Source organism: Pelovirga terrestris, from assembly GCF_014773365.1.
Taxonomy (GTDB): Bacteria; Desulfobacterota; Desulfuromonadia; order Desulfuromonadales; family Geopsychrobacteraceae; genus Pelovirga; species Pelovirga terrestris.
Genome location: NZ_JACWUN010000011.1, coordinates 47,512 through 59,951, shown reverse-complemented (window position 1 = coordinate 59,951; position 12,440 = coordinate 47,512). Strand labels below are relative to the sequence as shown.

The window sequence follows — 12,440 nt, the reverse complement described above, 5'->3', positions numbered from 1 at the left end:
CGGGATTCTAAACCGACAGGGTTCGATGGCTAGATGAAAATATTACCCACCAACCGAGGCACTTAGTCCGTGTTGGGAAAAGCAGTCAATGGCGCGGTCCAGATCTTTCTGCTCAGGCGGTTGCAACGCATCCTCCTGGTAGGGTGATCCCAGCTTGCGGTATTTGTGGACGGCTATAGCATGGTAGGGCAGTAAGGCAACAGACTTTTTTTCGCCCGGTAAACTTAAGATCGTTGCGGCAAAAGCCTGAAGATCCTGGTCGCTGGCATTGATCCCCTTGATCAGGGGGATGCGGATCTGAATCGGTGCTCCGGTTGCGGCAAGTAGGCGCAGGTTGGAGAGGATCAGGCGGTTGTCAACGCCGGTGTAACGCTGGTGACGTTGGCTATCGATCAGTTTGAGGTCAAATAAAAACAGGTCGGTGCGCTCTGCAGCTGCAAGCAGGATTTTTTCAGGGACGTGCCCGGCGGTATCAATGGCGCGGTGGATCATTCGTTCCCCACAGCGATCAAAGAGTTCAAACAGATAATCAGGATAGAGCAGAGGTTCCCCGCCGGACACCGTCACTCCGCCACCGGACTGGTCAAACAGATGCTGTTCGCGTTCAATAATTCTCATCAGTTCATCAACGGACCTCTCTTCGCCCGATATTTCCATCGCCCTGGTCGGGCAGACGCGTGTGCAGTTGCCACAGAGGGTGCAACGCTTGCTGTCGGTGCGAATTCCCTGTGCTGTTATCTCCAGAGCCTGCTGTGGGCAGATCTTGACGCACTCCCCGCAGCTAATGCACCGCTCGGGGGTATAGAGTTTTTGTGCCTGCGGCGCAATGCTCTCCGGGTTGTGGCACCAGACGCAGCGCAATGAACAGCCCTTGAAATAAATGGCCAGACGAATACCGGGGCCGTCATTGATGGCGTAACGTTTGATGTCGAAAATTAGGGGTTTCGGCATATTGTTTATACTCAAAAAAAATCAGCCACCAAGGCTCCAAGGACACCCAGAAAGTCGTTTTCAGGCTTTTTGGGGTTAAGGCCATACCTGATCCGCCAATTGAGATGTTTTCAGGTGTTGTCCCTCTTGGTGCTCTAGGCGTCTTGGTGGCACAAAGGTCTTAAAAACTCTCATTCTCCGTGCGCTCAATCACTTCCTGCTGCAAATCGGCATTCATATCGTTGAAGTAATCGCTGTAGCCGGCCATACGCACGAGCAGGTCTTTGTATTCTTCCGGATGTTCCTGTGCCGCCTTGAGGGTATCGGTATCGACGATATTGAACTGGATGTGGTGACCGCCGAGGGTGAAGTAGCTGCGGACCAGTTGGCCGAGCTTTTTGATATCCTCATCGCGCGTGAGCAGGCTGGGTAGAAAGCGCTGGTTGAGCAAGGTGCCGCCGGAGAGGGTGTGGTCGAACTTGGTCAGGGAGCGAATGACCGCCGAAGGGCCGTGGGTGTCGGCGCCGTGAGACGGCGAGGTGCCGTCGGAGATGGACTTGAAGGCAAAGCGCCCGTTGGGGGTGGCACCCAGCATTTTGCCGAAGTAGATATGGCAGGTGGTCGAGAGCATGTTGAGATGGAAGCTCTCCCCCTTGCTGTTGGGTTTGCCGTCGATGGCAGCGAGCAGGTCATGGTACACCTGGACGGCGATAGCATCGGCGTAGTCATCGTCATTGCCGAAGAAGGGGGTGCGGTTGATGATGGTTTGCCGCAGGAATTCTTCCCCTTTAAAGTTGTTTGCCACGGCGGAAAGTACCCGTTCCATGGTGAAGGTGCCATCTTCAAACACATGCTTTTTGAGGGCGACGAGACTGTCGGTGACGGTACCCAGGCCGGTGCACTGGATGTAGTTGGTGTTGTAGCGCGGGCCGCTGTCGTAGTAGTCGCGCCCCTTGCTGATGCAGTCCTCAATGACCACCGACAAAAACGGTGCCGGCGCGTATTTGGCAAACATGCGGTCGATGTAGTTACTGACGCGGATCTTGGTATCGACAACGTACTCAAGCTGTTTGACAAAGGCCGCATAAAGCTCGTTGTAGTCAGTGAATTTGCGCGGGTCACCGCTGGTCAGTCCAACCTGTTTGCCGGTTAAAGGATCGACGCCGCTGTTCAGGGTAATTTCGAGGATTTTCGGCACATTGAGGTAGCCGGTCAAAACAAAGGCTTCCTTGCCGAAGGCGCCAACCTCGATGCAGCCGCTGCACCCCCCTTCGCGGGCATCCTGCAGGGATTTCCCCTGACGCATCAGCTCGACCACATAGACATCAGGGTTGAAGATCGACGGATAACCGTGCCCCTGGCGGATGACTCGACAGGCGGCATCGAGGAAGCGGTCGGGGGTTTTGGCACTGATATGAACCGAGCTTCCCGGTTGGAGGATGTGGAGCTCTTCAATCACTTCGAGCATGATGTAGGAGACTTCACTCACGCCGTCGCGTCCGTCACCGGTGATGCCACCGATATTGATATTGGTGAAGTCGTTGTAGGTCCCGCTTTCCCGCGCGGTGATGCCGACCTTGGGGGGTGCCGGCTGATTGTTGACCTTGATCCAGAAACAGCACAACAGTTCCTTGGCCTGCTCGCGGCTAAGGCCGCCCTCTTTGAGTCCGGCGGTGTAGAAGGGGGCCAGATGCTGGTCAAAGTGCCCCGGGTTCATGGCGTCCCAGCCGTTCAGTTCAGTGATGGTGCCCAGATGGACAAACCAGTACATCTGGATGGCTTCATGGAAGCTTTGGGGCGCATGGGCCGGTACCCGGCGACAGACAGCAGCGATGGTTTTCAGCTCGGCGACACGCTGGAGGTCCTTTTCCGTGGCGGCCAGCTGTTCGGCCAGATCGGCGTGCCGCTTGGCAAACAGGATCACCGCGTCACAGGAAATCTCCATGGCTTTGAGTTCTTCAAGCTTATCAGTGGCTTCGGGGTCGTTCAGAAAATCCAAACGTTCAATTTCAGAGTTGATCTGGTTTTTGAAATCAAGCATCCCTTTACGATAAATTTGTCCGTCCAGCGCGGTATGACCCGGTGCCCGCTGTTCCATGAACTCGGTGAACAGACCGGCTTCGTACATGTCGCGCCAGTGCCCGGGCACATGACCGAAGATCCGTTCACGGATGGTCTTCCCCTGCCAGTAGGGGATCACCTCACGGGCATAGGTATCGATATCCTCCTGGCTGATGGTATAGCGCTGTTGGTCGCGGGTGTTAAGGACGTGGAAATCCTCGACGCTGTGACAGGTCAGTTCAGGGAAGGTCGGCACCGCCTTCGGCCTTGGCCCCCGTTCACCGACAATCAGTTCGTCGTCGCCGATGTAAATGCTTTTCTTGCTGCAGTGATCGTAAAAGTTCAGCGCCCGCAGCACCGGAATCGAGCATTTTCCGTAGTTTTCCCGGTAAAAAGCCGTCTCGTGCAGGGCCCGTTCAATCGACAGACTCGGCTCGGTATCAACGCTCAGTTTGCGCAGGCGCTGAATGCGTGGATTCATGCCGGGGGGTACGGTATGGGTGCTGGAAAGGGTCATGATGTTCTCCCGTAGTCTATTAATGGTCGAACCCGATGTCAGGCTCATCTCACTATAGCAAATTCATGGTCCAAAGTGGATGAGCAAGGAGGGTGCCAAGGTAAACCGAATTTATAGGCTACTGAAAAAACAGGTGGTTAAGTGGTGTGAAGCGGTTTTTGGCAGGAAGGGATGATAAGATAAAAATTCATATATGAATAAAATATCCATAAATAACTAAAGACCTGTCCTCTGGTCGGCTTTTTTACCTACGATCGGTATCCTTTATGCGTTATGACATTTCAATACTATAATGAAGGATAAGGTGCCGATTGTGCCTTGGTCGGCTCTATGGTAAAAAATAAAGGTGATAAAAATAGTCGGAAATCTTCATTCAGTTCTGGCCTCTGTTAGGGCTTTGCGCGTGCTCAGGTGAGACATAATAACAGTTATCGGGGAGACTTATGGCCGGTTGTTGTGATTCGGGATGCGAGATTCAGGTTGATTCTGCGGCTCAGAGAAGAACGCTGTGGATCGTTCTGTGCATCAATTTTGTCATGTTTTTTGTCCTGGTTGGCGGGTCAATCTGGGGGAGTACGGTAGCACTCTTTGCCGACAGCTTTGATAACCTCGGCGATGCAATCACCTATGGGGTCAGTATCTGGGCCGTGAGCAAAAGCTCGCTGCAAAAAGCAAAGGTGTCACTGTTTAAGGGGCTGTTGATCCTGCTTGGGGCTGTCGCTGTTATTGTCAGCCTGGGGGTGAAGTGGTACACCCTGGAGATTCCGGTCTATCAGGTGATGGGTAGCTTTGCGGTTGCGGCTCTGGTTGCCAACCTCGTCTGTCTGGGGTTGTTGTGGCGGCATCGCAATGATGACCTGAATATGGAATCGGTCTGGCATTGTTCGCGTAATGATATTGTTACCAACTCCTCGGTTATTGTTGCCTCCGGGCTGGTCTGGTATTTCCACTCTTGGGTTCCTGACATGCTGCTCGGTGGGATTCTGTTCCTGTACCTGCTCAGGTCCGGCCTCATCATTACCCGAAAATCCCTGGTCCAGATCAATCAGCTCCAGGATTAGGCAACTCCAGCAAAGCGGGTTTTGTTGGATCGCTGCATTTTTTTAACGCAGGGAAAAGCATGGGATTTTATAGCAGATTTATCCTCCCCAAAGCCGTTCATTGTGCCTGTAATATGGGGCAGGTAAGGCGTCAGCGTGAAAAGGTGATACCTCATGCCCGTGGCCGGGTGCTTGAGATTGGCATCGGTACCGGCTTGAATCTGCCGTACTATGACACGACGAGGGTCAGCAAGGTTTGGGGTCTGGATCCTGAACCGGCGATGATTCGCATGGCCCGCCGGGTTGCAGGTTCAGTTCCGTTTGAGGTAGATTTTATCGGCTTATCGGGCGCTGAAATCCCGCTGGAGGATGACAGCGTTGATACCGTGGTCGTGACCTACACCCTGTGCTCCATTGCCGACATTCTCCCTGCCCTTTTGCAGATGCGCAGGGTGCTGCGACCAGGGGGTGAACTTCTGTTTTGTGAGCACGGCGAGGCGCCCGATGCTTCTGTGCGTCGCTGGCAGGAACGGATTAATCCCCTCTGGAAGAGGATAGGTGGCGGCTGTCATTTGAATCGTGCTATCCCTGCCGAAATCGAGGCCGGTGGTTTCCGGATCACAAACCTGGACAGCATGTACATATCTGGGTGGCGGCCGGTCAGCTACAACTTCTGGGGCGTCGCGGTATCGCGTTAATCAATGGTAGAGCCGCCTATTGATCTTTTTTGGGGTGTGATCCAGGGTCAATAATACAGCAGCAGCGGAATGATCGGGATCAAGACGCCGATGATGGAGAGGACAAGACAGCGCACCCTGAATTGACCTTTGGGCAGGAGAGCGAGACCGGTCAGGCTCAACAGGATCAAGCCAACCGCATAAACATCAGCGATCCACGTCCAGGCTTTTTTTGCATGGTTAAGGTGGATGTAATTAAGGGCGTGCCAGACCGGGCGCCTTTGCGCACGTTCGTACTCTACGACCCCGGTCGACAGGTGGAATTGAATGACCCGGCCATCGACATCCAGCAACCACGCGAAGTGCAGACATTAACCACCAATCCTCTGACCTGCAGGGTCTTGCCAACGAAGCTATCGGGATTTTCAAGTATCGCGGAGATGGATGTTGTTTCTTTAAGTGATAGTGGTTCGCCAAACGATTGCGCGTGGAGCGACGATGAAAACAGACCGACGAACAGCAGCACGAACATGACGCCAAGCCAACTTTTCATCAGTTTTCTCCTGTGTTGAGTCATGACAACCTGCGAGAAGCTATTATGACGGAATGAGTAGGTAAATCGCCGGATACTATGCTCCGGGTCTGGAAGTTGTCACATCGGTTTTTGGGAGGAATGTCTTTCACTAGCTTTTATGTCCCACCGTGTCAGTTAATCCCGCCTGCAGACTTGCTTCACCGCCTGCACATTCATGTACAGCACCACCGCCAGCACGATCACTGCAGCGACGCCGGTCAATCCACCGTAAAAACTGTCGCGCAGGGCATTCATGATAAACACACCGAGAAAGCAGCCGGCCAGCAGCATGTTGGCTTTGACCGACCAGTCACTGCGGCTGTTCCAGGCCCAGCTGAGTACGTAGATGTTGAGCAGCCCGTAACCGCCGGTGACGTAGGCAAAGCCTTTGAGCCAGGTGGTGGCGCTGTCGCTGAAATAGACATTGACGGTGTAAAAAACAAATAAAAATGAGCTTAGAACGCTGAACAGCATCAGGGCGTAGAGCTGAAATTTTTCGATTGAGATCATGGCATATCCTTAACGAGTGGGAGACTGCCGCAGGGTAGCAAAAAAATATATTATTGCCAATGGTTGGAGATGGTTATTGCGGGGATAGGCAAGATTGGTGGTCTGGCAGAAAAAGATCCGCACGCCGATGCTGTAACGCTGGAAGCTGTTGTCTGATGCTGTCAAGACGCTCCCGGCTGAGGTCGGCCATGATTAATTCCCCATCCAGTGAATCATTTTGGGCCTGCGCGACCACCATGAAGGCGAACATTTCCGGCAGAACTGCCAGCTTCACATTCTGCCCGGCGGCCTCTTCCAGCAGGCAGGCGACCGTCTCAAGGTTGCTGTCAACATCGTCCTGAGAATTAAGTTGCAGGCAGACAACACGCACGACATCTATTCCTTGCTGTTGTGCAGCGGTGGGTCGTTAAAATTATGCCGCCGCCAGACATAGGACAGGTCGACAATGGTGCCGGGAATATCGATGGCATACAAGTGTTTCAGTGCGCGCGCCAGCAGCTGGTTTGTGATTCGGGATAGAGTGGTCATGATTTGATACTAACCGACAAGTTGATCTAAAGTCACTCCTGTGGCATCAGGATTGTGCTGAAAGTGTTCAATCTAGGGGCGGGGTGGCTGTTATCGGTTGAGGGTTAGAGCATCAGGGCCGCCATCAGTAGTCCTGCAATGATAGCTGCCCCCATCCATAAAAGAAGAACAAGGTGCTGTCTGAATCCCGCAATAACGGCAAAGAGGATCCCTTTGACCAGGGTGTTGGTCGTGCCGGCCAGCAGAATGGCGACAAACTCCCTTGCCACATGATCCAAGGGCCCTGCGCGAAGGATAGCAGCTAAATAGTTACGATGATTTTATCGCTCCTGTCCGGGCAAACAGCAGCACAAGAATGAGGAGCAAACAGAGGAAGTAGCCGACAAACCAGGGGAGGGATGCAGCAAAGACCAGATTCTTAAGACCCTCTTCAGTGATTTCAGGATGTTGGGATGCGACCCGCTGGTTCAGGAATTTCAGCAGCAGGGCATAGAGCAGGCCGATCCCGCCATAGCCAAGATTAAGAAAAAGCCCCTTGAAGCTCAAGACGGTGGCCCGCCGGCTGGAACTGGTGGCCTTGTTGAGGTAATAGCTCAGAAAAAAGCTGATCAGGTACATACAACTGAACAACAGCACGGCGGGGATCAGGCCATACCAGGGCCAGACAAAGCAGAGCCCGGTTAATCCGATCAGGATCAGTCCCGCGGTGACCATGAGATTAAAACCCGGGCGGTGGTGCTCACTTAAACGCCGCGCCAGACCGGGGACGACAAATCCGAGCAAGGCAACCGACGATCCGATCACGCCAAACAGGGCGGCAGGGATATCAATAATGCGATAATACTGACTCGACATGGTCAGCAGCATCCTGACCACGCTGTCTCCCAGCAAGCCGAACAGCATAACGGCAAGAACAAAAGGGGTGCTGAAAATCCACCGACCGGCCTGCCAGATCAACGAAAAGGTACTGCGCAGGCGGGTTTGGTTGTCTTCTGTCGCAACCTCCTGCGTTGCTTCTACTTCGCGCATCCCCAGGGTTGTCAGTAATACCAGAACGGCGCTGATCAGGGTCAGATAGATCGGCAGGCGCAAAGTGGTTTCACTGGTGATGATGATCGCCAGGCCGGCCCAGTCGAACAATCGTTGCAGCAGGTTGGGGTCGTAAAGGATGCCGCCAAGGGTCATGGCGATCACAAAGCCGGCCGATTGGAACTGAATCTGCCGTTCCAGAACACGTCCCCAGTCCTCACTGTTCCCCTGCAGCTGCAAACTATCGTAGGCCAGCGCCTCGTCAGCACCGCTGGCCGCCGCTTCGGCCATGCCGCTAAGAATCCGGTTGAGGACAAAAACCCAGAATAACAAGGTCATATTGCCGCGGGGAACAAAAGCCCACAGAGCGATCTCGAGCACCATCAGGCAGGCAGCAAAAACCAGCAGGTTGCGGCGACCGATACTGTCTGCCAGGGCTCCCGATGGAATTTCGCAGAGCACGATGGTTGCTGCCCAGACCGCGTTGAGGATGGCAAACTGTGACAAGCTGAGGCCGAAATCGAGAAACAGAATGGAAAAGACTGGATAGTAGAAACGGGCATTGAACAATACCCGAAAAAGGATAAAAAGGCGGATATTGCGGATCGCAAAAGGCGAAGAAGGGCCGGTATTTATTTGCATATGACACGCTGCTTGTGCATGCTGTGACCAATCCCCTGGCGGGTAGTAGACGATCCATTATCATTATTGCATTGGGCCCTGGTGCTCAGCAAGGGGCCACCCATCGACCCTGTGAAAAGTGGGAACTCAATCGTTGCTTTGGTAAAAAGGATCGGGCCGCACATGATGTCACGTCGGTTTTTCAGCTTCAGCATCACGAACCGTCGTTTGCTGATACTGCTGATCGGCGGTTGGTTCCTGTGGAGTGGTGCCGTGGCAGGACTCTGGCTCCTCAGTCGTCAGCTGTCGTCGCCATCTTACTGGTGGTCGGCGGCTTTTATTTTTGTGCAGCTGTATCTAGCGGTGCAAATGCTGCTGCCGGCGTTGCTGCTGGAACCTGAACAACGCACCCGTGGTTTTTATCTGTTCTGGTTGGTCGGCCTGGCTTCGCTGATCCGGCTGGCTCATCAGTTGCCGGTTGGCGGCTTTTGGGAGCCGTTGATAGACGCGTTCAAGACCGGATTGCTGCTTTTCAGCGGAACCCTGGTCGGGATTATTCTGGCGCGCTACGTCAAGCGTTTATGGGAGGTCCTGCCCCTTGCCCTGGTTATGATCTTGGCCGATTTTTCAAGTTGGGCAGTTGGACCGACAGCGGACTTTGCCCGCCAGATCGAAGCCTATTATCGGGCTCCGGAAGGACCACGTCCCCTGATCGATATGGTGCTGGTGAAACTTACCTATCCGGGGGCGAGCGGGTTGGTGCCGGTCTTTGGCATTTCCGACTGGATCATCGTTGTCTTTTTTGCCGCTGTGGCACGGCGTTACCGGATCAATGACAACCTCATCGGGCCGGCCGGCGAGCCGGAGCAGAAAAATCATGGTCGCTATCTGCCGGTATCTGTTGTTGCCCTGTTTCTGGCGATCTTGCTGGCCCACGCCGGAGAGATTTTTATTCCGGCTTTACCTCTGATTGTGCTGATAGTGGTTCTCTATTATCTGCTGTGGCTATTGGTACAGCGGTTGCGAGGGGTACGGCATTGAACTTCGCCTCCATCCGGTCGAGGTGCTTGCTCCACAGCGCCTGAAAAGTTGTGTAATTATGTCCTCCCGGCATGGAGAAGACGCGTTGCTCAAGCAGGGCATCGGCCAGTAGTGACGGACCGTTTTTGGTCACCCCGTCGGTGATGCCGTAGCCCAGGTACACCGGGGGGTAGTTTTCGGGCGCAGCGATGTAGTCCTGGATGAACGTCCAGATGAGGATCTGCCAGTTATCGATGGCGCTGCTGTCAGCATCCCAGTTTCTGATGCCGCCGGCTGTGTCGATTTCACGGCGGATTGTTCCCCAGCCCATAAATGGACTGACCAGCATGACGGCTTCGATATCCTCCGGATGCTCCCTGATATAAAAAAGACTGCCCAGTCCGCCCATGGAAAATCCCGCCAGCCAGAAGCGCTGATAGCCCTGCCGGCGGGCCGGATCGATAATATCTTCCTTGATCCGATCGACCACAGATTCACTTTTGTAGTAGCCATAGTGGGCATTGGGAACGACGATATCGATTGGCAGGCCTCGGTCTCTGACCTGGTCGATCAGACCAAAACGTTCAAAGTCGGTGTGGGAACCGCCGATGCCGCGCAGAAAAATCAGCAGATCAGTATTGCCTGAGTCCTCTATCTGACCGTACTCAAGAACGGGCACAGGGATCTGCGCTTTGGGAACACAGGCGACGGAGAAACTGGCAACTGCCAGCAGCAGCAAGATTCGGTAGAGCAACATCAGATACTCCTGCTTAAAGGGATGTCCTGTAACTATATATTGAACGCCCGGTTGTGGCAGTTTCTTTATCCAAATCCAAATCCAAATCCAAATCGAAATCGAAATCGAAATCGAAATCGAAATCGAAATCGGGATCGAAATCGAAATCGAAATCGAAATCGAAATCGATAAAAGTACCACTTTGATACGAGAAACCGGGATACCCTGTTACATCCATCGGGCGGCACGAAACAATTGGTTACGAGGGAGGCAGCCAATACCGCTGAACATTACCGAAAGCAAAGGCAAAAAAATGCCGATCCCGATTTCGATCCCGATTTCGATCCCGATTTCGATCCCGATTTCGATCCCGATTTCGATCCCGATTTCGATCCCGATTTCGATCCCGATTTCGATTATTATGACATTGTATTTTTCTCAGTCATGATGGCTAGTGGATATAGGCCTCGGTGACATAGCGCCTCATCATCACGTGGGTATTGAAGTAATAGGCGTTCTTGCCGATGGCGTTTTTCATGACCCGAACCCAACCGGGATGATTATCGTAGTACAATGGGATAATCACCCGTTCGAGTTTATCATACATATCTTCAAGATCTCTATCCGCATGGCTGCTGTCATCCTTAACGTCGTGCGGAGCCGGTCCGATGGCCCAACCGGTGACTCCTTCAATATGTCCTTCAATCCACCAGCCATCGAGGACACTGAAGTTGGGAACGCCATTGAGGGCGGCTTTCATTCCACTGGTGCCCGAGGCTTCAAGGGGACGCATGGGGTTGTTGAGCCATAAGTCGACGCCTGGAATAAACTGGGCGGCGGTGTCCATGTTGTAGTTTTCGAGATACACCAGGGCGATCTTGCCACGCATCTTTTCCGCCTGTTGGATAATTCGCTGAATGACCTTTTTCCCTTCGTTATCCTGAGGGTGGGCCTTGCCGCCGAAGACAAACTGGAGCTTGCCGGCGCCCATATCGAGCAGTCGCTCTATATTGCTGAAGATCAGATCGCCCCGTTTATAGGTGGCAGCGCGCCGGGCAAAACCGATAGTCAGTAGTTCGGGGTCGAGCTGGGTCCCGGTCTGCTCATGGATATATTGAAAAAACAAGGCTTTGGCACCACAGTGTGCGTCCCAGATCTCATCGTCCGAGATGGTATCGACTCGTACCAGCAGTTCCGGTTCATTGGCCCAGCCCGGCAGATAACGGTTGAACAACCTGACCATGAAGGGGGAACACCAGGTGTAGGGATGGATACCGTTGGTGATCGCATGAATCTGAAAGCCGGGGAACATGTCCTGGGAGATTTGTCCGTGACGTTTGGCAACGCCATTGATAAAACGGCTCAGGTTCATCCCCAGCATGGTCATGTTGAGGTCCTCCTCGCCGGCAAACTTTTTAAGGGTAGCCAGGGGGATATCTCTCGGCATAATCTTTTCCACCAGATCGTAGGGGAAACGGTCGTGGCCCGCCGGAACCGGGGTGTGGGTGGTAAACACACATTTCTCAGCGACTTCACGGATATTGGTGCTGCTGAAATCATCGGAATTGTCACCCAGATTCTGACGGGTCTGGTTAAGCAGTTCCAGGGTCAGCAAGCTCGCATGTCCTTCGTTCATGTGGTACTTTTTGATCGAGAAGTTCATCGCCTGCAGAATGCGGGCGCCGCCGATCCCCAGAATAATTTCCTGCTTGAGCCGTAGCGTTTGATCACCGCCATACAGGTGATCGGTGAGGTGGCGATCCTGATCGTCGTTGCCGGGAATGTCGGTATCAAGAAACAGCACCGGAATTTCACCACCGGCGGGGCTCTTAACCCGGTAGAGCCAAGCCTGGATCTTGATATCGCGCTGCTCCATGCTGATCAATGCCTTGTGGGGGAGAAGTTGCAGGTAGCGCTCCGGTTTCCAGTCGATGTCGTGCTCATGCTGCCAGCCGGTCGGGTCAAACTCCTGGCGGAAATAGCCTTTGCGGTATAACAGGGTTACGGCTACCAGCGGGATATTGAGATCTGCAGCACTTTTGATGGTATCACCGGCGAGAACACCAAGACCGCCACTGTAGGTGGGGATGTCGGCATTCAGACCGATTTCCATGGAAAAATACGCGATATGTTGATTCTGGATGTAGATATTACGCCGTTCCATGAAGGCTCCTTGCTCTGTTCAGGATAAAAACGC

General features: G+C 53.5%; 14 protein-coding genes. 3 read left to right on the top strand and 11 right to left on the bottom strand.

What is annotated here, in order from left to right; all coding sequences use genetic code 11:
- Nucleotides 1-42: 42 nt before the first annotated feature.
- The gene (locus ICT70_RS10380; RefSeq protein ID WP_191156294.1) at nucleotides 43-951 is read right to left on the bottom strand and encodes a glycyl-radical enzyme activating protein; all 909 of its coding nucleotides are present in this window, start codon (nucleotides 949-951) and stop codon (nucleotides 43-45) included.
- Between the two features lie 160 nt (nucleotides 952-1,111).
- A complete protein-coding gene (gene hypD / locus ICT70_RS10375; protein WP_224746975.1) occupies nucleotides 1,112-3,508 on the bottom strand; it encodes a trans-4-hydroxy-L-proline dehydratase in 2,397 nt (798 codons plus the stop codon).
- Nucleotides 3,509-3,951: 443 nt separating this feature from the next.
- Between hypD and ICT70_RS10370 the strand changes: the two genes are divergently transcribed.
- Both ICT70_RS10370 and ICT70_RS10365 read left to right on the top strand, forming a co-directional pair.
- The gene (locus tag ICT70_RS10370) at nucleotides 3,952-4,569 is read left to right on the top strand and encodes a cation efflux transmembrane domain-containing protein (RefSeq protein ID WP_191156292.1); all 618 of its coding nucleotides are present in this window, start codon (nucleotides 3,952-3,954) and stop codon (nucleotides 4,567-4,569) included.
- 59 nt (nucleotides 4,570-4,628) lie between these two features.
- Nucleotides 4,629-5,246, top strand: coding sequence for a class I SAM-dependent methyltransferase (locus ICT70_RS10365; protein ID WP_191156290.1), 618 nt, complete (start codon nucleotides 4,629-4,631; stop codon nucleotides 5,244-5,246).
- Nucleotides 5,247-5,293: 47 nt separating this feature from the next.
- Here ICT70_RS10365 and ICT70_RS10360 read toward each other — a convergent pair whose 3' ends face one another.
- From ICT70_RS10360 to ICT70_RS10330, 7 genes are all read right to left on the bottom strand, one after another.
- A complete protein-coding gene (locus ICT70_RS10360) occupies nucleotides 5,294-5,578 on the bottom strand; it encodes a PepSY-associated TM helix domain-containing protein (RefSeq protein ID WP_191156288.1) in 285 nt (94 codons plus the stop codon).
- Nucleotides 5,524-5,778 (bottom strand): hypothetical protein, encoded by a 255-nt coding sequence (locus tag ICT70_RS10355; RefSeq protein ID WP_191156286.1) that lies wholly within the window; start codon nucleotides 5,776-5,778, stop codon nucleotides 5,524-5,526. The genes ICT70_RS10360 and ICT70_RS10355 overlap by 55 nt, the downstream gene beginning before the upstream one ends.
- Before the next feature lie 156 nt (nucleotides 5,779-5,934).
- Nucleotides 5,935-6,309 (bottom strand): hypothetical protein, encoded by a 375-nt coding sequence (locus ICT70_RS10350; RefSeq protein WP_191156284.1) that lies wholly within the window; start codon nucleotides 6,307-6,309, stop codon nucleotides 5,935-5,937.
- A 73-nt stretch (nucleotides 6,310-6,382) separates the two neighbouring features.
- Complete coding sequence (locus ICT70_RS10345) at nucleotides 6,383-6,679, bottom strand: nitrilase-related carbon-nitrogen hydrolase (RefSeq protein WP_191156282.1); 297 nt, start codon at nucleotides 6,677-6,679, stop codon at nucleotides 6,383-6,385.
- Between the two features lie 5 nt (nucleotides 6,680-6,684).
- On the bottom strand, nucleotides 6,685-6,837 hold the full coding sequence (locus ICT70_RS10340; RefSeq protein WP_191156280.1) for a hypothetical protein: 153 nt from the start codon (nucleotides 6,835-6,837) through the stop codon (nucleotides 6,685-6,687).
- A gap of 104 nt (nucleotides 6,838-6,941) precedes the next feature.
- Entirely contained in the window at nucleotides 6,942-7,115 is a 174-nt protein-coding gene (locus ICT70_RS10335) for a hypothetical protein (RefSeq protein WP_191156278.1), read from the bottom strand.
- A 31-nt stretch (nucleotides 7,116-7,146) separates the two neighbouring features.
- On the bottom strand, nucleotides 7,147-8,508 hold the full coding sequence (locus ICT70_RS10330) for an MFS transporter (protein WP_191156276.1): 1,362 nt from the start codon (nucleotides 8,506-8,508) through the stop codon (nucleotides 7,147-7,149).
- A 162-nt stretch (nucleotides 8,509-8,670) separates the two neighbouring features.
- Between ICT70_RS10330 and ICT70_RS10325 the strand changes: the two genes are divergently transcribed.
- Nucleotides 8,671-9,528, top strand: a complete 858-nt coding sequence (locus ICT70_RS10325; protein ID WP_191156274.1) for a hypothetical protein — start codon at nucleotides 8,671-8,673, stop codon at nucleotides 9,526-9,528.
- On the opposite strand, the gene ICT70_RS10320 is transcribed toward ICT70_RS10325, so the two are convergent.
- Nucleotides 9,437-10,264 (bottom strand): alpha/beta fold hydrolase, encoded by an 828-nt coding sequence (locus ICT70_RS10320; RefSeq protein WP_191156272.1) that lies wholly within the window; start codon nucleotides 10,262-10,264, stop codon nucleotides 9,437-9,439. The genes ICT70_RS10325 and ICT70_RS10320 overlap by 92 nt on opposite strands.
- Nucleotides 10,265-10,694: 430 nt before the next feature.
- On the bottom strand, nucleotides 10,695-12,407 hold the full coding sequence (gene glgP, locus ICT70_RS10315) for an alpha-glucan family phosphorylase (RefSeq protein WP_191156270.1): 1,713 nt from the start codon (nucleotides 12,405-12,407) through the stop codon (nucleotides 10,695-10,697).
- Between the last annotated feature and the right edge of the window lie 33 nt (nucleotides 12,408-12,440).